The 19,931-nt window shown below is 65.0% G+C and carries 21 protein-coding genes; 9 read left to right on the top strand and 12 right to left on the bottom strand.

Annotation, left to right across the window (positions count from 1 at the left end; all coding sequences use genetic code 11):
- The first annotated feature begins 32 nt into the window (after positions 1-32).
- Positions 33-1,661 (top strand): NADP-dependent glyceraldehyde-3-phosphate dehydrogenase, encoded by a 1,629-nt coding sequence (locus tag WS51_RS01270; protein WP_059503977.1) that lies wholly within the window; start codon positions 33-35, stop codon positions 1,659-1,661.
- Between the two features lie 72 nt (positions 1,662-1,733).
- Here WS51_RS01270 and WS51_RS01265 read toward each other — a convergent pair whose 3' ends face one another.
- Positions 1,734-2,366 (bottom strand): LysE family translocator, encoded by a 633-nt coding sequence (locus tag WS51_RS01265; protein WP_059452216.1) that lies wholly within the window; start codon positions 2,364-2,366, stop codon positions 1,734-1,736.
- A gap of 621 nt (positions 2,367-2,987) precedes the next feature.
- Between WS51_RS01265 and WS51_RS01260 the strand changes: the two genes are divergently transcribed.
- Positions 2,988-3,311, top strand: coding sequence for a hypothetical protein (locus WS51_RS01260; RefSeq protein ID WP_059452215.1), 324 nt, complete (start codon positions 2,988-2,990; stop codon positions 3,309-3,311).
- A gap of 36 nt (positions 3,312-3,347) precedes the next feature.
- Here the strand turns inward: WS51_RS01260 and WS51_RS01255 are convergent, their stop codons facing one another.
- A complete protein-coding gene (locus WS51_RS01255) occupies positions 3,348-4,583 on the bottom strand; it encodes an NADH:flavin oxidoreductase/NADH oxidase family protein (protein WP_059770624.1) in 1,236 nt (411 codons plus the stop codon).
- 78 nt (positions 4,584-4,661) lie between these two features.
- On the opposite strand from WS51_RS01255, the gene WS51_RS01250 reads away from it, so the two are divergent.
- Both WS51_RS01250 and WS51_RS01245 read left to right on the top strand, forming a co-directional pair.
- Complete coding sequence (locus WS51_RS01250; protein ID WP_059503982.1) at positions 4,662-5,129, top strand: MerR family transcriptional regulator; 468 nt, start codon at positions 4,662-4,664, stop codon at positions 5,127-5,129.
- 174 nt (positions 5,130-5,303) lie between these two features.
- Complete coding sequence (locus WS51_RS01245) at positions 5,304-5,624, top strand: DUF1330 domain-containing protein (protein ID WP_059799891.1); 321 nt, start codon at positions 5,304-5,306, stop codon at positions 5,622-5,624.
- 25 nt (positions 5,625-5,649) lie between these two features.
- Here WS51_RS01245 and WS51_RS01240 read toward each other — a convergent pair whose 3' ends face one another.
- Complete coding sequence (locus tag WS51_RS01240; RefSeq protein WP_059503986.1) at positions 5,650-6,486, bottom strand: NAD-dependent epimerase/dehydratase family protein; 837 nt, start codon at positions 6,484-6,486, stop codon at positions 5,650-5,652.
- Positions 6,487-6,588: 102 nt separating this feature from the next.
- Here WS51_RS01240 and WS51_RS01235 point away from each other — a divergent pair, with 102 nt between their 5' ends.
- A complete protein-coding gene (locus WS51_RS01235; RefSeq protein WP_059452202.1) occupies positions 6,589-7,692 on the top strand; it encodes a LacI family DNA-binding transcriptional regulator in 1,104 nt (367 codons plus the stop codon).
- A gap of 111 nt (positions 7,693-7,803) precedes the next feature.
- On the opposite strand, the gene WS51_RS01230 is transcribed toward WS51_RS01235, so the two are convergent.
- The gene (locus WS51_RS01230) at positions 7,804-9,096 is read right to left on the bottom strand and encodes an MFS transporter (RefSeq protein ID WP_059452201.1); all 1,293 of its coding nucleotides are present in this window, start codon (positions 9,094-9,096) and stop codon (positions 7,804-7,806) included.
- Between the two features lie 346 nt (positions 9,097-9,442).
- Between WS51_RS01230 and WS51_RS01225 the strand changes: the two genes are divergently transcribed.
- A complete protein-coding gene (locus tag WS51_RS01225; RefSeq protein ID WP_069228463.1) occupies positions 9,443-10,918 on the top strand; it encodes a DNA-3-methyladenine glycosylase 2 family protein in 1,476 nt (491 codons plus the stop codon).
- On the top strand, positions 10,915-11,454 hold the full coding sequence (locus WS51_RS01220; RefSeq protein WP_060023241.1) for a methylated-DNA--[protein]-cysteine S-methyltransferase: 540 nt from the start codon (positions 10,915-10,917) through the stop codon (positions 11,452-11,454). The genes WS51_RS01225 and WS51_RS01220 overlap by 4 nt, the downstream gene beginning before the upstream one ends.
- 35 nt (positions 11,455-11,489) lie before the next feature.
- Here WS51_RS01220 and WS51_RS01215 read toward each other — a convergent pair whose 3' ends face one another.
- Entirely contained in the window at positions 11,490-11,987 is a 498-nt protein-coding gene (locus WS51_RS01215) for an Lrp/AsnC family transcriptional regulator (RefSeq protein ID WP_069228462.1), read from the bottom strand.
- Positions 11,988-12,143: 156 nt separating this feature from the next.
- Here WS51_RS01215 and glmS point away from each other — a divergent pair, with 156 nt between their 5' ends.
- Positions 12,144-13,973, top strand: a complete 1,830-nt coding sequence (glmS, locus tag WS51_RS01210) for a glutamine--fructose-6-phosphate transaminase (isomerizing) (protein WP_069228461.1) — start codon at positions 12,144-12,146, stop codon at positions 13,971-13,973.
- A gap of 147 nt (positions 13,974-14,120) precedes the next feature.
- Here glmS and WS51_RS01205 read toward each other — a convergent pair whose 3' ends face one another.
- The 6 genes from WS51_RS01205 to WS51_RS01185 all read right to left on the bottom strand — a co-directional run bounded on the left by WS51_RS01205 (position 14,121) and on the right by WS51_RS01185 (position 17,837).
- Positions 14,121-14,405, bottom strand: a complete 285-nt coding sequence (locus WS51_RS01205) for a PAAR domain-containing protein (RefSeq protein ID WP_069228460.1) — start codon at positions 14,403-14,405, stop codon at positions 14,121-14,123.
- Positions 14,402-15,370, bottom strand: a complete 969-nt coding sequence (locus WS51_RS01200; protein ID WP_060360483.1) for a DUF6708 domain-containing protein — start codon at positions 15,368-15,370, stop codon at positions 14,402-14,404. The genes WS51_RS01205 and WS51_RS01200 overlap by 4 nt, the downstream gene beginning before the upstream one ends.
- Before the next feature lie 78 nt (positions 15,371-15,448).
- Positions 15,449-15,637, bottom strand: coding sequence for a hypothetical protein (locus tag WS51_RS30445; RefSeq protein WP_230944311.1), 189 nt, complete (start codon positions 15,635-15,637; stop codon positions 15,449-15,451).
- Positions 15,638-15,710: 73 nt separating this feature from the next.
- Entirely contained in the window at positions 15,711-16,013 is a 303-nt protein-coding gene (locus WS51_RS01195; protein WP_069228459.1) for an H-NS histone family protein, read from the bottom strand.
- A gap of 75 nt (positions 16,014-16,088) precedes the next feature.
- On the bottom strand, positions 16,089-16,934 hold the full coding sequence (locus WS51_RS01190) for a hypothetical protein (RefSeq protein ID WP_418219685.1): 846 nt from the start codon (positions 16,932-16,934) through the stop codon (positions 16,089-16,091).
- Between the two features lie 87 nt (positions 16,935-17,021).
- A complete protein-coding gene (locus WS51_RS01185) occupies positions 17,022-17,837 on the bottom strand; it encodes a helix-turn-helix domain-containing protein (protein WP_069228458.1) in 816 nt (271 codons plus the stop codon).
- Between the two features lie 120 nt (positions 17,838-17,957).
- On the opposite strand from WS51_RS01185, the gene WS51_RS01180 reads away from it, so the two are divergent.
- Positions 17,958-18,617: a glutathione S-transferase family protein gene (locus WS51_RS01180; RefSeq protein WP_060120356.1), complete on the top strand. Its 660-nt coding sequence runs from the start codon at positions 17,958-17,960 to the stop codon at positions 18,615-18,617.
- 45 nt (positions 18,618-18,662) lie between these two features.
- Here WS51_RS01180 and WS51_RS01175 read toward each other — a convergent pair whose 3' ends face one another.
- Complete coding sequence (locus tag WS51_RS01175) at positions 18,663-19,751, bottom strand: porin (protein WP_069228457.1); 1,089 nt, start codon at positions 19,749-19,751, stop codon at positions 18,663-18,665.
- Positions 19,752-19,931 lie beyond the last annotated feature (180 nt).

Genomic DNA, 19,931 nt, shown 5'->3' with positions numbered 1-19,931 from the left:
CCTTCCCGGACACCCCGTCAAACGAGACCGTCATGCCCGATTCCGCCTCCCTGCAGCAGCTGTTTCCCGCCTATCAAGACATTCCCGCCGAATTCCGGCTCGCCGCGCCGATCCACCAGCGCGTGTCGCTGGTCGACGGCGAGTTGCGCCCGTGGGACGGCGCGACCAAGACCGTGCTGTCACCCGTGTGCGTGCGCCAGCCGGACGGCAGCGTCGCGCAGATGGAGATCGGCAGCTATCCGGTGATGGGCGAGACGGAAAGCGATGCGGCGCTCGACGCCGCGGTGCGCGCGTACGATTCCGGCCGCGGCGAATGGCCGACGATGAAGGTCGAGCAGCGCATCGCATGCATGCAGGACTTCATCAAGCGGATGGTCGCGCAGCGCGAGCTCGTCGTGAACCTGATCATGTGGGAGATCGGCAAGAGCCTCGCCGATTCGCAGAAGGAGTTCGACCGCACCGTCACGTACATGACGCAGACCATCGACGCGCTGAAGGAGCTCGACAACGCGAACTCGCGCTTCGTGATCGCGGAAGGCACGATCGGCCAGATCCGCCGCACGCCGCTCGGCGTCGTGCTGTGCATGGGCCCGTACAACTATCCGTTGAACGAAACGTTCGCGACGCTGATTCCCGCGCTGCTGATGGGCAACACCGTGGTGTTCAAGCCGCCGCAGTACGGCACGCTGCTGTTCGAGCCGCTGCTCGACGCGTTCCGTGATGCGTTCCCGAAAGGCGTGATCAACACGATCTATGCGCCGGGCGCGGTGGTCGTGCCGCACATGCTCGCGTCGGGCAAGATCAACGTGCTCGCGCTGATCGGCTCGAGCAAGGTCGCCGATCATCTGAAGAAGCAGCATCCGAAGTCGCACCGGCTGCGCGCGATTCTCGGCCTCGATGCGAAGAACGCGGCGATCGTGCTGCCCGATGCCGATCTCGACCTGACCGTGAAGGAGTGCCTGCTCGGCGCGCTGTCGTTCAATGGCCAGCGCTGCACCGCGCTGAAGATGCTGCTCGTGCACCGCTCGATCGTCGACGAATTCCTGAAGCGCTTCACCGCCGCGCTCGAACAGCTGAAGATCGGCATGCCGTGGGAGAAAGGCGTCAGCATCACGCCGCTGCCGGGCATGCACCGCACCGCGTACATGACCGACGCGATCGACGACGCGAAGGCCAGGGGCGCGCAGGTCGTCAACCATTCGGGCGGCGAATTCAGCAAGACGCTGTTCTACCCGGCGGTCGTGTATCCGGTCACCGAGGGGATGAAGCTGTATCGCGAGGAACAGTTCGGGCCGATCATCCCGGTCGCGCCGTTCGACGACGTGGAAACCGCGCTCGACTACGTGACGACGTCGGAGCACGGCCAGCAGGTCAGCATCTTCGGTTCCGATCCGGCGCAGATCGGCGCGCTCGTCGATCCGCTCGTGAACCAGGTGTGCCGCGTGAACATCAACTGCCAGTGCCAGCGCGGGCCGGACGTGTTCCCGTTCGCGGGGCGCAAGGATTCGGCCGAGGGCACGCTGTCGGTGACCGACGCGCTGCGCGCGTTCTCGATCCGCTCGATGGTCGCGGCGAAGCAGACCGACGGCAGCAAGCAGTTGCTCGATTCGATCGTGTCGGATCACTACTCGAAGTTCATCAACACGGGCTTCATTTTCTGAAGCGCGGAAGCGGTCCGCCGCGTGGTCGCGCGGCGGACCGTTCGTCCCACTGCACGCGGGCGCGTTGCCCGTTCACGTGTTCGACGTCAGCAACCGGATCCCCGCCACACCGAACACCACCGCGAGGCATGCTTCCATCGCGCGGCGGCCGCGCACGTACAGCCGGCGGGCGCCGTCCGTCGAGAACACCAGCGCATAGCCGCCGAACACCAGGCATCCGATCGCGATGCAACCCGGCACCACCGCGCCATGCGACGCGCCCGCGCCGTTCGACGACAGCGCGACGATCGACACCCACACCAGGATGGCTTTCGGATTCGTCAGATGCAGCATCGCGCCGCGCGCATAGAAGCGCGACAGCTTCCGATCGGCGGTCGCGTTCGGCGTGGCGGCCGCCTTGGCCGACCACGCGGTGCGGCCCGACTTGAACGCGAGCCACAGCAGGTACACGCCGCCGAACAGCTTGATCGCGACCAGCAGCTTCGACCACGCGAGCAGCGCGGCCGACACGCCCAGCGCGGCCACCGTCGCCCAGAACAGCGAGCCCGAGATGACGCCGAGCGCGAATACGAGCGCCGCCTTGCGGCCGTGGTTCGCCGCGACCGACATGATCGCGAGATTGCTCGGGCCGGGACTGGCCGTCCCGACGAAATAGGCCGTGTAGGCCAGCAGCAGATTGGCCGAGAAGAAGGCGTGGACGCTCATGTCGAACCTCGCGGAGATGATGTGGTGATTGTTCGCAAACACCGCGCGGCTGCCCATGGACAGTTCTCCGGTTATTCGCTGGGCCAGTTGGGCGGCGGGCGTTACACAGGTTGCGTACGCATCCGGTGTGCCGTGCACGAGACGTCTCGGATATGAAACATCCGGCGCATGCGTGGTAAGCGTTCATCGCGACGCGGATGAGGCCGCGGCTCGCCGCGCGAGACCGCCCCGACTTGGGCGACGCGCCGTGAGCGGCACCGGCACACACGGGCCCGGCATTGCGCCGACGCGTTGGCCGAAACACGCGGCCGGTTTCAGCCCGGCGTTACGTTACATCGCTGAAGCATTTCATTCGCCCGGCCCCGGTCGCGCTGCCGCACGCGGTCGCACCCGGCGAATCGACACCCTTCTCGATTTTCCGTGCAAGCCAGTATCGGCGGGGCGCAATGGCCGCTGCCGCACGCCGCGTCAACATTGCTCAACACTCGGATCGCCGGGCTGGTACGGAATCTGCATTCCCGTCGGATGACAATCGCGCCGACGCTTGGCGCGGACATGAACCCGGATCGCGGCCCGGCACCGGACACGGCCGAACGATCCACGCAAAGTATGAGGCTCTTCATGGATGCGCTGCCCAACTCATCCGATACGTCGTTCCAGATCTTTCTCGCGAAACTGCTCGAACAGCCGCAGCCCGAATGGACGGAAAAACAGCAGATGGAACTCGAGATGGCACGCACGCTCTCGACCCAGATGGTCAACTACGCGGAAAGCATGCGCGGCGGCAACGCGGATCTCGCGCGCTGCCTCGTGCTGCTGCGTTACGCGAAGGTCCTCGACTTCATGCTGACGTCGCTCGCCGCGCGTCGGGACATTCATCCGCAGACGCTGCGCACGCTGTTCCGGCTCGCGAACCTGAAGGTAGACGACGCGTATCCGGTGTGAGCGCGCATCGGGCAGCCCGACGCCGCGCGTGCGCGGCTAGCGCGCTACCCGCCCCGCCATCCACTTGCGGTAACGCCGCGTCTGGCATTGCGCGGCGAGTTGCTGCGACACCAGCGCGCGCAGCGGCGACACGCGCGGATGCGTGCGCCGCCCGACGCTCAACCGCGCAAGCTGGAACTTCACGACGGCCATGTTCGCCAGCGCACCCAGCGCCTTGCTCTTCCACCGGATCGGCTGCAGCGCCGGCGCGCTGTCCTTGCCGGCTTGCCAGTCGCGCGGCAGGTTCGGCTCGATCGACAGCGCGGTCGCGATGCCGACCATCGCCACGCCGCTGGCCACCACCCGTTCGGCGACCGCGCGGCGCCGGATCCCGCCCGTGACCATCAGCGGCATGGCCGCGACGGCCATGATGTCGCGCGCGAATTCGAGGAAATACGCTTCGCGGGCCAGCGTGCGCCCGTCGCGCGCCTCGCCCTGCATCGCCGGCACTTCGTAGCTGCCGCCCGACAGCTCGACGAGGTCGACGCCGAGCGGATTCAGCAGTTCGACGACACGCTTCGCATCGTCCGCGCTGAAGCCGCCGCGCTGGAAGTCCGCCGAATTCAGCTTCACCGACACGACGAATGCCGGCGACACCGTCGCGCGCACCGCGCGCACGATCTCCAGCAGCAGCCGCGCGCGGTGCTCGATGCTGCCGCCCCATGCATCCTGCCGGCGGTTCGTCAGCGGCGACAGGAACTGGCTCAGCAGATAACCGTGCGCCGCATGGATCTGCACGCCGGTGAAGCCGCTTTGCTCGGCAAGCTGCGCGGCGCGCACGAAGCGCTGCCGCACGTCGGCGATGTCGGCTTCCGTCATCTCCTTCGGTACCGGGAACTGCTTCGACAGCGCGCCGAGCGCGAGCGGCACGGCCGACGGCGCGAGCGTCGTCTGGCCGAGCGCCGCCTGCATCTGCCGGCCCGGATGGTTGATCTGCATCCACACGTGCGCGCCGCCGGAACGCGCGACCTGCGCCCACCGCCGGAAGCGGTCGAGATGCGCGTCGCTGTCGAGCACGACGCCGTTCGGGCCCGTCATCGCGCGGCCGTCCACCATCACGTTGCCCGTGAGGATCAGGCCCGCTCCGCCGTCGGCCCACGCCTGGTACAGGCGCAGCAACGCGTCGGATGGCGCGTGGTCCGCATCGGCCATGTTCTCTTCCATCGCGGCCTTGGCGAGCCGGTTCGGGATCACCGCGCCGTTGGGCAGGGTGAGAGGCGCAAACAGGTTCATGGTGGACTTCCTCGATTGACGATGCCCAACCATAACTTTAAAGTCAGCTTCAAGGTCAAGCCCCTCTGGAGCATGAGGATGAAGATTGGAGAGCTCGCTCGAACCAGTGGCATCGCGGCATCGCGCATCCGCTTCTACGAAGCGAGCGGCCTGCTCGAACCGGCGCGCCGGCAGGCGAACGGTTATCGGGAATACGGGCCGGAAGCGCTGACGCGGCTCGCGATCATCGACCGCGCGCAGCGCGCGGGCTTCACGCTCGATGAGATCCGCGCGGTGCTGCCGCCCGATCTCGGCGCGTGGCCGCGCGACGAACTGCTGCAGACATTGCGGCACAAGGTCGACGAAATCGCGCTGCTCGAACAGCGGCTCGCGCAGAACCGGCGCAACCTGCAGGCGCTGATCGACGAAATCGCGAACAAACCCGCCGGCGAGGATTGCGCGGGCGCCGCGCAGCGCATGCTCGACAAGCTGTGCAAGGAAACGGCCGGGTCGGAGCCGGAGCCGGCACCTGTGCCGCGCGCGCGGCCGATGCGCAAGCGCGCGTAAACGCATAAGCGCATAAGCGCGTGGCGACGTCGATATCCGTGACGTGCGGCATGCGGCCGGCTTCGCGCACGTCGACGCGGATTTGCTTACGTCGGAGGTAATCGACGCGCGCCGCCCTGGCGCCGATCATGGCTTCATCGATCGACCCATCGCGTCGACGCCAAGGAGCCTGCCATGACCGCCTACGCCATCGCCCACCTGCACGACGTCGACATGTGCGACGACATCGTCGAATATCTCGAACGCATCGACGGCACGCTTGCGCCGTTCGGCGGTCATTTCGTGATTCACGGCGCACGGCCCGACGTGCGCGAAGGCGTGTGGCGCGGCGACCTGATCGCGATCGCGTTTCCCGATCTCGCTACGGCGCGCGCGTGGTACGAATCGGATGCGTACCAGCAAATCCAGCCGCTGCGCGCACGGCACGCGAGCGGCCCGCTGATCCTGATCGACGGCGTGGACGAGCGGCACAAGGCCACGGACATCCTGCGCTGATCCGCGACGCCGCCGCCTGCGCGGCTTACTTCGCGTTGCGCTCCATCGGCTCGCCGACGACGAACCCGCCGCCCTGGTAGCGCTGCGCGGGATCGTCGTAGTCGGCAGTCGGCGCCGTCACCGGGAACAGGCCGGCGAACTGCTCGGAGCTGTCTTGCGGCCGGTAGCCGAGGAAGCCCGCCTTCGTGTTGTCCCACCATTTCACCGGGTTGTCCGACACGCCGTAGACGATCACGTGTCCGACGCGGTTCGTCAGCAGCGAGCAGCGCACGAGCTCGATGAGGTCGCGATAGCTGAGGAACGTCACCATCATGCGCGGATTCTTCGGCGCCTCGAACGACGAGCCGATCCGCAGGCACACCGTCTCGATCCCGAAGCGGTCGAAGTAATAGCGCGACAGCGACTCGCCGAAGCACTTCGTCACGCCGTACAGGCTGTCCGGACGCTGCGGCGAATCGGCATCGAGCACTTCCGTGACCGGATGGAAACCGATCGCATGGTTCGAGCTCGCGAACACGACGCGCTTCACGCCGTGCTTGCGCGCGGCTTCGTACAGGTTGTACGTGCCGGTGATGTTCGCATCGACGAGATCGTCGAACGGCGCGTCGACCGAAATGCCGCCGAGGTGGACGATCGCGTCGACGCCGTCGACGAGCGCCATCACCGCCGGCCGGTCCGCCAGATCGACGACCCGGATTTCTTCGTGAGGCGCCGCGTCGTCCAGCGCGGCGATGTCGCTCACGCGCACGACGTCGGCCCAGTTCGCCAGCGCGCCGCGCACCTGACGGCCGAGGTTGCCGGCCGCGCCGGTCAGCAGCAGGCGCCCGAACGGCTTGCGTGCGCCGGTGGATGTGGCGTTCATCGAATCTCCTTGAATCTGTTCTGTTGTGTGCTGGACGTCGCCCGAATCCAACCGAATCGGAAAACGTTTTCCAACTATACGCGGGACAAAAGCCGAACGTCAATGGCCGGAGCCGTCCGGAATCATCCGCATTTTCCCGATATCGGCCGGTGGCCGGATGCCGGCTTTTTCTGCCACAATCCGGTGCAATCGAACGAAAACGTTACCCTTCCGATGAAAAAAGTTTCCCCGACGATCCGCGACGTGGCGGCGGAAGCCGGTGTGTCGGTCGCGACGGTGTCCAAGTACGTGAACGGCACGCAGCGCTTTTCGCCGACCGTCGAAGCGCGGCTCAAGGAAGCGATCGAGCGGCTCGGCTACCGTTCGAACCCGCTCGCGCGCTCGATGATCACCGGGCGCACGCGCACCATCGGTCTCGTGATCCTCGACATCAGCAACCCGCACTTCACGAACGTCGTCAAGGGCGCGAACCGCGTCGCGCTCCAGCACGACTACACGCTGCTGCTCGTCGATACCGAAGAGAACCAGGCGCGCGAACGCTCGCTGATCGAGGCGCTCGCGCAGCGCGTCGACGGGCTGATCGTCAGCACGCGGATGCCCGACGACCAGGCCGGCTGGATGCTCGACCTGCACAAGCCGCTCGTGCTGCTGCGCCGCAGCCCCGGCCTGCCGATTCCGAGCGTCGGCATCGACAACCGGCTCGCCACGTACATGCTCGCGCGCCATCTGCTCAATCTCGGGCATACGCGCATCGCGTACCTCGGTTTCGGCCCGGCGCGCGTGAACGACGAGCGGATCCAGGGCGCGCGCGACTGTCTCGCCGAAGCGGGGCTCACGCTCGACGTGCACGACGCGCATGCGCCGACCGCCGATGCCGGCGAGCGCGCCTGCTCGCGCGTGATGCTCGGGCCGCACCGTCCGCAGGCCGTGATCTGCTACAACGACCTGATCGCGCTCGGGTTCATGAAGGAAGCCGCGTCGCTCGGGTTCCGGTTGCCGCAGGACGTGTCGGTCGCCGGCGTCGACAACGTGCCGTACGGCGAATATGCGGCACCCGCGCTCACCACCATCGACATCCAGAGCGAGAACATGGGCGAGCTCGCGATGCAGAAGCTGATCGACGCGCTCGCCGGCCGCACCGACGCGAGCTACTCGACGTTCGAGCCGCGGCTGATCATGCGTGCGTCGACGGCCGCGGCCGGTTGAAGCGCGGCGGCGCGTTCGCCGTCTGCCGCATCTTCGTCATCGCATCGCCTTCACGCATTGCAAATAAAAACGCGCCGCCTCCGGGCGGCGCGTTCGTTTGCCGGCACGCGATCAGGCGTCGAGCTTCGCGGGCTTCATCTTCGGCGTGAGCATGTGCATGACCGCCAGCGCGAGCAGGTAGGCCAGCGCGCCGATCGCGAACAGCACCCAGTAGTGGCCCGTGCGCTGGAGCACCTGGCCGATCACTTCCGAGAACAGCACGCCGCCGATCGAACCGGCCATCCCGCCGATGCCGACCACCGACGCGACCGCGCGGCGCGGGAACAGATCGGACGCCGTCGTGAACAGGTTCGCCGACCAGCCCTGATGCGCGGCGGCCGCGAGCCCGACGATCAGCACCGCGATCCACAGGCTCTGCACCTGCGACACGAACGCGATCGGCAGCACGCAGCACGCGCAGATCAGCATCGCCGTCTTGCGCGCGCGGTTCACGCTCCAGCCCGCGCGCAGCAGCATCGACGACAGCCAGCCGCCGCCGATGCTGCCGACCGTCGTCAGCGCATAGATGCACACGAGCGGCAGGCCGATATGCTGCATGTCCATCCCGCGCGACTCGTTGAGCCACTTCGGCAGCCAGAACAGGTAGAACCACCACACCGGGTCGGTCAGGAACTTGCCGATCAGGAACGCCCACGTCTCGCGCTTGCGGATCAGCTCGCTCCAGCGCGGCGCGCCTGCATCCGCATTCGCGGCGTCGAGCGCTTCGGCTTCGTCGCGCGGCTCGTCGTATTCCGCGGCGAGCGCGCGCGTGTCGGCCGTGCGATACATCAGCAGCCAGACCGCGAGCCACACGATGCCGATCGCGCCGATGATCACGAACGCCGCGCGCCATCCGTAGGCCACCGCGATCGCCGGAATGATCGCAGGCGCGAACACCGCGCCGATGTTGGCGCCCGAGTTGAAGATGCCGGTGGCAAGTGCGCGCTCGCGACGCGGAAACCACTCCGCCGTCGTCTTGATTGCCGCCGGGAAGTTGCCGCCCTCGCCGATCCCGAGCAACGCGCGCACGGCCGCGAAGCCCGTCACCGAGCCGACCGCCGCGTGCAGCATCGCCGCGATGCTCCACACCAGCATCGCGACCGCATACGAGATGCGCGTGCCGAGCCAGTCGACGATGCGTCCGAAGCCGAGCAGGCCGATCGCGTAGAACGCGGAAAACGCCATCACGATGCGGCCGTACTGCACCTGGCTCCAGCCGATGTCGTGCTGGAGCATCGGCGCGAGCAGGCCGAGGATCTGTCGATCCATGTAGTTGATGACGGTCGCGAAGAACAGCAGCGCACAGACGGTCCAGCGATAGCGGCTGGCGGCCGCGCGGACCGCGCCGACGACGGCAGATTGCATGAGTGTCTCCGATGCGCGGCCGCGCCCGCCCCGCCGCTGGATGTTGTCTGTCCGGGACCGGCGACGGGCGCCGGGGCGGGCGGCGGTTGTCGCCGCTTGCGTGGCGCGGCCGCTCGTCCGTCGAAATCTGGAAAACGTTTTTCAAAGAATAGGATGCCGGCCCGTGCGTTGTCAGTCCGGGATTTCGATGAGTCATCTCAAAATGAGGCGCGCAAAAAGAGACGACTGTTTCGCAGAGTGGCATTAACCGTTTTTTCGGGATTTTCCCGCGGAGGGAAAACGGGGCCATGACGCTCGCCGGTGTGTCGATACACATGTCCGATTCCAGCCAGAATCGGCAGCGAGGATGGGTTACAGTCGCCTCATGCAACTCGATCCGGACACCTGCTACGACGCGCTGCTTTCGCGGAACCGCCGCTTCGACGGCTGGTTCTTCGTCGGCGTGTCGACCACGGGCGTGTATTGCCGCCCCGTTTGTCCGGTGAAGCCGCCGAAGGCGCGCAACTGCAGTTATTACCCGACCGCCGCGGCCGCGGAGAAAGCCGGCTTTCGGCCCTGCATGCGGTGCCGCCCCGAACTCGCACCCGGCCACGGCCTGCTCGACCTGTCCGGCAATCTCGCCGCCGCGAGCGCGTCGCTGATCGAGAACGGCTTCCTGAACGAGCATTCCGTCGATGCGCTCGCGCAGCGGGTCGGCGTGACCGAGCGCCATCTGCGCCGAATCTTCGCCGCTCAGTTCGGCGTGTCGCCCGTCGAATTCGCGCAGACGCACCGGCTGCTGACGGCCAAGCGTCTGCTGACCGATACCGCGCTGCCCGTGGCCGTGGTCGCGTCGACCGCCGGGTTCGGCAGCGTGCGACGCTTCAACGATTTGTTCCGCCAACGCTACGGCCTCAATCCGCGGCGCTTGCGCAAGGGCGCCGGCGCATCCGCCAGCGGCGACATGACCTTCCCGCTGCCGTACCGGCCGCCGTTCGCGTGGCACGAGTTGATGCGCTTTCTCGCGCCGCGCCAGATCGACGGCGTCGAGCGGATCGATGCGCACGGTTATGCGCGCGCCGTCGCGCTGTCTGACGGGCACGGTAACGCGCCGGTGACGGGATGGCTGTCGGTCACGCATATGCCGCAACGGTTCGCGCTCGCGGTGACCGTGTCGCCCGCGCTCACGCCCGTCGTGCCTGCCGTGCTCGCGCGCGTGCGGCGGCTGTTCGATCTCGACAGCCGCCCCGACGTGATCGACGCGCATCTTGGAGAACTCGCGGACGGCTCACCCGGCCTGCGCGTGCCCGGCGCGTTCGACGGGCTCGAGATCGCGATTCGTGCGATTGCGGGCGAACGATTGGCGGCGACGCAAGCAGGCGCGATGCTCGCGCGCATGGCCGAACGTTTCGGCACGCCAATCGACCACGCACCGCCGGCGCTTGCGCGTGCGTTGCCTTCTGCCGCGACGCTGGCGAGCGTGCCGCCGGCAGCGCTCGAAGCAATCGGCGTGACGCGCGATGCGGCACGGGCAATCGTGTCACTGGCACGTGCAGTCGCCGACGGCACGCTCGCGCTCGAGCCGATGGCACCGCTCGATGCGACGCTCGATGCGTTGCGCGCACTGCCCGGCTTCGACGAACGCGCGGTGCAATATGTCGCGATGCGTGCGATGGCCTGGCCGAACGCGTTCCCCGCGGACGATGCATGGTCCGCCCCGCTTGGCTGCGCCACCGAGCGTGCGCGCACCGCATCGTCGGCGCCGCCTGCGGCGCGCTGGGCGCCATGGCGCGCGTATGCCGCACTGCATGTGTGGCGCCTTCATGGAGAAGCTTCGCGATGACTCCCGCCTTTTTGACGCCGAGCCCGCTGGGCGACATCGCCATCCGTATCGAAGACGATGCGTTGACGGGCCTCTTCTTCGTCGGCCAGAAATACTATCCGTCCCTCGCGATCGCGCCGGATGCGACCGGCGGCGCACGCAACGCGTCGCCGCTCGCGCGCAAGGTCGCCGAAGAAATCGCCGAATACTTCACCGGCGTGCGCGAGACCTTCTCCGTGCCGATTCACCTGCGCGGCACCGCGTTTCAGCGCAGCGTGTGGAAGGAACTGCTCGCGATTCCGTTCGGCGAACTCGTGTCGTACGGCGACATCACCGAACGTATCGGACTACCGATGAGTGCCGCGCGCGCCGTCGGCGGCGCGGTGGGCCGCAATCCCGTGTCGATCATGGTGCCGTGCCATCGCGTGATCGGTGCGTCGGGCAGCCTGACCGGTTATGCGGGCGGCATCGAGCGCAAGCGTGCATTGCTGTCGCTCGAAGGCGCCGGGTTCGCGCGCGGGGAACGCCATCCGACTCAGCAGGCGTTCGCTTTCTGACGTCGCGCGTGTAGCTGTCGCGCGCGTCGTGTGGCCTAGTCGTTGCCGCGCTTGCGCATCGCGTGCGTGACCCGCGCGTTCGCCTCGAACTTCGAGCGATGCGTCGAGAAGAACGTCCGCACGTTGCGGACGTTCGATGCGCCGGTGAACAGCCGCCGCGCGAACGCGTCGTATTCGGCGACGTCGGCCAGATCGGCCACCACCACGAAATCCGGCCCCGGCGACACGCGGTAGCACTGCGTGACCGCCGGCTCCGCGCATACGTAGGCCTCGAACGCGTCGTAGTCTTCCGCCGTCTGCCGGTCGAGGCTGATTTCGATCAAGGCCGTGACGGTCGTGCCGATCGCGACCGGATCGAGCACCGCGACCTGCCGGCGGATCACGCCCGCTTCCGTCAGCCGCCGCACGCGGCGCATGCAGGTCGGCGGCGACGACAGCGCGCGCTCGGCGAGTTGCAGGTTCGACACCGATGCGTCGTCCTGCAGGATCGCGAGAATGCGCAGGTCGAGATCGTCGAGCGTGATGCCGGCCATCGGCAACTCCTTTCGGTCATGACGTGAAATTTAATTTCAACATGATACACGGCATGCCGTTGTTTTCATTTCTGCACATATTTTGAAATTTAATTCCAATCGACCGCCCCTACCATCGCTGTCACGGATCCAGACAGGACATTTACGGAGCGCGATATGTGTGGAATTGTCGGGGCGGTTGCCCAGCGGGACATCCTGCCGAACCTCGTCGAGGGCCTGAAGCGGCTCGAATACCGCGGCTACGACTCGTGCGGCGTCGTGGTCTATCGCGACCGTGCGCTGGCACGCGCGCGCAGCGTCGAGCGCGTCGCCAACCTGCAGCGTGAGATCGCCGCGCACGCGCTGTCCGGCTACACCGGCATCGCCCATACGCGCTGGGCAACGCACGGCGCGCCCGTCACGCTCAACGCGCACCCGCACTTCTCGCCGAGCGACGACAACGCGCGCATCGCGCTGTCGCACAACGGGATCATCGAGAACTGCGATCAACTGCGCGCGGAATTGCAGGCGCACGGCTATGTATTCGCGAGCCAGACCGACAGCGAAGCGATCGCGCATCTGATCGATCATCTGTACGACGGCGACCTGTTCGACGCGGTGCGCCGCGCGGTCGCGCGACTGCGCGGCAGCTATGCGATCGCGGTGATGTGCCGCGACGAGCCGCACCGGATCGTCGGTGCGCGCGACGGGATGCCGCTCGTCGTCGGTGTCGGCGATGGCGAGAATTTCCTGGCATCGGATGCGATCGCGTTGTCGGGCGTCACCGATCGCATCGCCTATCTGGAGAACGGCGACGTTGCCGATATCCAGCTGCATCGCTACTGGATCGTCGATGCGGCCGGCCAGCGCGTGGAGCGCGTGGTGCAACGGGTCGCCGCGCACAGCGGCGCGGCCGAGCTCGGCTCGTATCGCTATTACATGCAGAAGGAAATCTTCGAGCAGCCGCAGGCAGTGGCCGATACGCTGCTCGACGTCGCGTCGATCATGCCCGAGCTGTTCGGCGATGGCGCATGGCGCGTGTTCAACGACGTCGATTCGGTATTGCTGCTCGCGTGCGGCGGCAGTTATCACGCGGCGCTGACCGCGAAGTACTGGATCGAGAGCATCGCGAAGCTGCCGGCGAGCGTCGAGATCGCGAGCGAGTTTCGCTATCGCGACAGCGTGCCGAATCCGCGCACGCTGGTCGTCGCGGTGTCGCAGAGCGGCGAGACGGCCGACGTGCTCGGCGCCGTGCATGTCGCGAAGCAGCGCGGGATGATGCATACGCTCGCGATCTGCAACGTCGCGACAAGCGCGCTGATGCGCGAATGCGCGCTGCAGTTCGTCACGCGTGCGGGAATCGAGATCGGGGTCGCTTCGACGAAGGCCTTTACCACGCAACTCGTTGCGTTGTTCTTGCTGACGCTGTCACTGGCGCAGGTGCGCGGGCGACTGAGCGATGACGAGGAGAAGAAGCACTTGCGCGCGCTGCGGCATCTGCCCGATGCGATATCGAAGGTGCTCGCGCTGGAGCCGCAGATCATGGGCTGGTCGGAGTTGCTCGCGCGACGCGACAACATGCTGTTTCTCGGGCGCGGGATGCATTATCCGATCGCGCTCGAAGGCGCGCTGAAGATGAAGGAGATTTCGTACATCCATGCGGAGGCTTATCCCGCCGGGGAGTTGAAGCACGGGCCGCTGGCGCTGGTCAGTCATGAAATGCCGGTGATTGCGGTGGCGCCGAATGACGTGCTGCTGGAAAAGCTCCGGTCGAACATGCACGAGGTCAGTGCGCGGAACGGCAGGCTTTTCGTGTTCGCGGATGTGGACTGCGGGCTCGTGCCGAGTGACGGGATCGAGGTGATTCGGCTGAATGAATACTACGGGCCGCTTTCGCCGATTCTGCATACGGTGCCGATGCAGTTGCTGGCTTATCACGCGGCGTTGGCGAGGGGCACGGATATCGATAAGCCGAGGAATCTGGCGAAGTCGGTGACGGTGGAGTGAGGGTAACACTCCACGAAATCCGATTTTGTCGAGACGCCGTCAGGGGACAGTCTGAGTAGTTTGGCCTTAAGCAAAACGATTAGAGCAGTGGTGCCTCATAACATCGGCGAAGCGCAGCGTCAGCCTTCGCCCATCCACCGCGAGCCGTCATGTCTTTATCGAGCCCAAAGTCTGCGATGCAATCAACTTCGGCAACGGCTCACACTTGCACTGGCACAAGTCGTTCTCCAATGCGACCTGCTTACCCATCATCGTCATCTCACGTGGGGAGCCGTCGCTTATGATGATGCCTGTCGTGCCACAGGTGGGGCACTGAACCGGGGCGCCTAGATAAGCGAAAGGTTGGCCTTGCAATGAGGTCCCAGCGATACCGTCAACCACAACACCGTTGCGGTCGGTCTTATCGCCCTCACGAATGAATCGTCGGCTCATACAGGAAGCCCCTTGGACGGAGCCTCGGCATTGCATGCCCGTTCGATATTTTCGGGCCACACAGGTTCGCGGCAAGTCAGTTGGGCGAACCACTGCATCAGGGAGAAAATGAATGCTGGAAGTGCGCCAATCCCCATTACTAGCCATACCATCGGATTGCGCGAGTTAGTAAGAGCAGACCAGCCTACAAAATTCAACCTAAGCGAATTGCGCAGGGAAGCCCCCCTCGGCAGAAACTCTGTCACGGGCGGCACGGAAGCGGGACCTTCCTCCATAAAGCGTCGGTAGAACTCGAAGTCCTGGTAAAGGATTTTCATGACCTCCTGGCCTCCCACACTGCTCTCATCGAATGCCAAGACGACTCGTGTTCCTACCGAAAACGTGTCCTTAACCAGTCCCTTGTCGTCAAGAACAAGGCAGCGAACCATACGCGGCGTGGTGCGCGCGAGGCCCTTTCTGGGTTTGCGTTCAACGTACAGGAAGGCACTATCCCAGGGTACTGATACAACCCCGCCGGGGCCATTGTGCTTGAATGCATGAATCATCCGGTTACGCCGGTCAAAGCGGACGGGTTTGCTGGTGTAGTTGAAACAGTCGCGCGTCAATGCCCAAATCCCAAGCCCCGAGAAGCAAAGCCCGACAAACAGGAAAAAGCCGAACCCACCATAGACAAGCCCAAGCTGCCCTCGCTGCTCGTAGATTGGAGGTACATGAGTCAGCATCCAGAGTAGGGCCGCCGTGAATGCCAACGAGCCGAGCCCTGGCAGCATAAAGGCAAAAACCCCCCAGCCCTTCTCCGAGTAGGTTCCATTGCGAACCTCAAGACAAGTATCGCTCATCGAGAATACGGAACGGTCATCCTTGGGCGTGTCAGACGCAGGCTGTCCGATTGCGAGGCGAGCAGCCTGTTCTTCCTCGCTGACCGGCCGATTCAGGCGGTACCACGAGAGTCCATCAAATGCCATCTCTTTTCCCCATCATGCAAGCATCGCATAAATGCCTTTGGCCCTCAGCCCACGTCGGGAAGCGGTCCTCGGCCTCCTTCAGCCCAAAGAGCATCGCTCCAGCCACTCGTCCACTTCCTTTCCTTTGAAGCAGTTGACGAGCACAATAAGCGCAGCGATGAGTGGAAGTGGCAAGGGAACGGCGGCGGCAACGGATGCAGAAAGGAAAACGACTGAGTAAGCAAGAGCAAGACCAACAGCAACTGATGCGACATCCAGAAGAAACATCTTCCGGGTTGCTCGATGAAAGCTTGTTAGCCCGCGGCATCAAAGGGGCGCGACGAGCGCCCTGCCAGCCGCCTTACTTCGCAATAAGAAAGCGGTCGCGGTTCTTCGCGTCGCGAATCCACAGCGGGGCGCGACCGCGGCCCGACCACGTCTCGCCGGTCTTCGGGTTTTGATATTTCGGCTCGGCCGTTCCTGCCGGTTTCGCGGCCGTCTTCGCGCGCTTACGACCAAAAATCTGTTCTTCAGTGATGCCGTACTCGTCAACGAGCTCGCGAATCTGCGCAATCACGGCTTCGAGCTCCGCGATGCGAGCGGCTTCGGTGCGCTTCTGGAGCGCGTCAAGTTGTGCCTTCAGCTTCTTGTAGGTTTCAGCCATTCGTTAATTCTCCTGTATTTCGATAACAATACGTAAATCCTGATAATTCATCAACCGTTCGGTCGCACGCAATCACTACTTCGACAAACTCAGCTTCTTCGACAGCACGACCCCGCTCGACGGACTCACCAGCCGGATCGATTGGAGATCCATGTGCAACCTCGAGATCCGGGTCGTGATATCCGTCGGCTCGTCGATGCTCGGATCCGCATGCTCGGTTTGTTCGCTCAGATAAGGTCGAACCAGCCGCCCGGAAAACACGAGCGCGAAGTCGCCGTGCGCCTGGGCGTACACGGCGGGCGAAAGCCGCATGCGAGTGCGAATCGAAGTCTTTTTCCCTTGGCCGGCATCCAGCTCGATAATGTCGACCTGCTGGACGTACCCTTTCGCCTTCGCTTCGGGTGCAATCACGAGCCCTCGTCCTCGCGGCCCCGTCGTGACCTTTCTGAGCAGGATGCTCGTGCGGTCGTCGCGCTCCGCATCGAACAGGTCGACGTCCAGCGTCAACAGGTGTCGCGGTGATCGGTACCTCAGCCCGTACCGTACGGGCACGACGAACGTCACGTCGCGATCGAGGCCGACTGCCGCCAGGTCGGGATTCGGGGCATGCCGATCGGTGGCGCTGGAGACGAGGCCGCGAACGCGTGTACTCAAAGAAGGTGCGGCAGCGCTGAAGTGCTGCTTCTTCAGCGCATCCCGGATTGCAACCGGATCGTCTCCGACGATCGGTCGTCCGGAGGAGGTGTCGTGATCGACAGCGGACGCGACACCCGCCGTGCCGTCGATAGCCTGCGTGTCTGCGTATGCCGCCACTGGCGTCAGCATCGTCGCCAGGGCGACGCCCCACGCGATGCTCGAACGACGCAACTTGGATTTCCTGTGAAGCACGACGAACTCCTGATTCTCTTTCGGATCGGTCAACGACGAGCACTATAGGGCGGAATCACGCGCGACGCACCCAGTTTGCAACGACTCATGACGCGCTCGCCGATCAGGAAATCGGCATGCTCATTGCTGCCCATCCTCCCGCCGATACTCCGCCGGCGCCTTCCCCACCAGCTTCCGAAAATCGCGCGTGAAATGCGCCTGGTCGAAATAGCCCAACGACTGAGCCAGTTCCGCGAGATCGACCGGCTCGCCGCCGGCGAGCTTGTCCGCAGCCTCGTGCAGGCGATAACGACAGATCACCCACTTCGGCGTCACACCCACGTAATTGGAAAAGAGCTGTTGCAGCGTGCGCTCGCTCATGCCAGCGCGCTCGGCCAGGTCGCGCACCTGCGTGAGCCCGAGGTCCTGCTGCAGCATCTGCAAGATCGCATGAATGCGCTCGACCTGCGGATCGGGCGGCGGCAGCACCCGCAACAACAACGCCTCGGCGGCGGCCACCATCCCGGCATCGTCCTCGGCTCCGAGCACGGCGTCTTCGGCTTGCGCATCGTCACAATCGAGCAGCGTCGACACCGGGAGAATCTTGTCGGTCGCCAAATGCACCGGCTTGCCGAAGAACGCCCGGAATGCCCCCGGCCGAAACCGCAAGCCGATCACCGTCCCGGCCCCGGCCAGCGTCGTCTCGAACGCGCCCGACACGACCCCGAAGATGCCCGTCCGCCGCCGGTCGAACACCAGATTCACGCACGGATACGGCAGCGTGCGCTGCACATACGGCGGCTGGTCGCGCAGATCCCATTCGACGATCCAGTGGTGATCCAGCACCCGGGCCAGTTCGGCACACGGGTAATAGCGATTCAGGCGGAAGCGCTGATTGAAGGCTTTCGGGCCAACGACGCCCTTGGGCGTCTCGGTCACGTTACGCAAGTCGGCCATGGTGACGAGCCATCGGGATGATTGCGTGATGATGCACCGCCACAGCGGATTTTTCCAAGACGAAGCCGCGCGGCCGTCCTACATTGGAACACTCGTCCCGAACGCACAACGGAGCCCGCGATGCCGCAAGACCGTCACCTGACCCTGTACCACTCCCCGCGCAGCCGATCGGCCGGCGCGCGGATGCTGCTCGAGGAACTGAGCGCCGACTACGAACTGCACGCGTTCGACCTCTCCGCCGGCAAGCATCACGACGCCGAATACCTCGGCATCAATCCGATGGGCAAGGTGCCGGCGCTGCGTCACGGCGAGGTGATCGTGACCGAGCAGGCCGCCGTCTACATGTACGCGGCGGAACTGTATTCGGAAGCCGGCCTGTCGCCGGCGCCCGGCGATTTACTGCGCGGCCCGTATCTGCGCTGGATGACGTTCTACGGCTCGTGCCTCGAACCGGCCGTCGTCGACCGCTCGATGAATCGTCCGCCCGCGGCGTACTCGACGTCGCCCTACGGCGACTTCGACGCCGTCATCAACGCGATCGATGCACAGCTGGCAAAGGGGCCGTGGCTGCTGGGCGAGCGCTTCACGGCCGCCGACGTGCTGTGGGGCTCCGCGCTGCACTGGACCACGATGTTCAAGCTGGTGCCCGAGACGCCGAACATTCGCGCCTATGTCGATCGCGTTCTTGCCCGCCCGGCCATCCAGCGCGCGCAGGCGGCAGACGCTGCACTCGCGGCCGAGCAGGACAAGGCCAAAGCGGCAGCGTCCGCTGCAAGGTAGCCAAGTGCCGGGCGGACCTTGACGCACGGCCCGCCCGGCACGCCGTCAAAACATCGTATGCAGGCCGACGCGCGCCACGGCCTGAGTCGCCGAACTCGATGCCCCGTTCGGATCGAGCACGCCGTTGATCTGCGCGTTGGCACCGCTGTTCGCGCGCTGATAATCCGCCGACACGTAAACCATCGTCCGCTTCGACAACAAGTACTGAAGCGCGACGCTGACCTGATGCGCATGGTTGTCGTTCACGGCTTCGTTGCCCTTCATGTACATGTATTTCGCGCCGAGAAAGAAGTCCGGCCTGACGCGCCATACGCCACCGGCTTCGGCCATCCACACGCCCGCGTCGTTGAACGAATTGTGCACGGTGGTCAGCAACGCCTTCGCGGTCACCGCGCCGAAGTCGTAGTGCATTCCAATGCCCCAGTTGCGCACACTGGTCGATGGCGTGCCGGGCGCCGGACCATACTTCTCGTTCGTATAGGCCGCGCCGATACCCAGCGCCCCGACTTCGTAGTTCAGCCCGGCGCTCACGGTATTGTCGGCACCGACGGAACCCGCCACGCCGCCGAACGCATACATCACGCCCCCGGAAAACCCGGCAATCGTCGGCGAACTGTATTTGACGGAATTCGCAACCGGTTTGCTGCCTGCGGTGCGGTCCCAGTCGAATGCGCCGGTCGGATTGCCCGGCAGCGCGAGACGCTGGAACGGGCCGTTCCTGAACCCGTACAGCCCCGTCAGATCCATCGAGATCGCGTTGCCCCTCGCAAACAGGGAATCGACCATGAAGTCGTATTGGTTCCCCAGCCTGACGCTGCCGAACCGGTCGCTCTCGATGCCCACGTATGCGTTGCGCCCGAAGATGCCGGTGCCGACGATGCTGCCGTTCGCCATCGAGAACTGGTTCACGAGCGCGAACGTCGCGTGATATCCACCGCCGAGATCTTCCGTGCCGCGCAAGCCGAACAGGTTCGGCGTGAAGATGCCGTCGTCGAACTTGGCGTTCTTTCCACCGCCCTCGTTGCTGACATACGAAATGCCGCTGTCGATCAAGCCGAACATGGTCACGCTGCTCTGCGCGTGCGCAACCGGCGCGATGGCAAGCATCGCGATTACTCCAAACCTGAGTTTCATTGTGTCTCCGTCTTTTTTGTCGATGGGAATCGGGCACTCGCCCGATTCTTCGTGAAACAACGACTTCCCCGGCCCGGATTCGAATTCCTCCGGGTCGTGAAAATGGTTACTTGATTAGCTTTACTGATTGAATGGAGCGGATGAAATCCAGCTTATTGCCGATTTCATCCCGCGTGATTC

Origin of the sequence: Burkholderia territorii, from assembly GCF_001718335.1 — a bacterium.
In the GTDB taxonomy this organism is placed as follows: domain Bacteria; phylum Pseudomonadota; class Gammaproteobacteria; order Burkholderiales; family Burkholderiaceae; genus Burkholderia; species Burkholderia territorii.
Note: the sequence above shows the minus strand (reverse complement) of the source record. Positions and strands in the feature narration are given on the sequence as shown.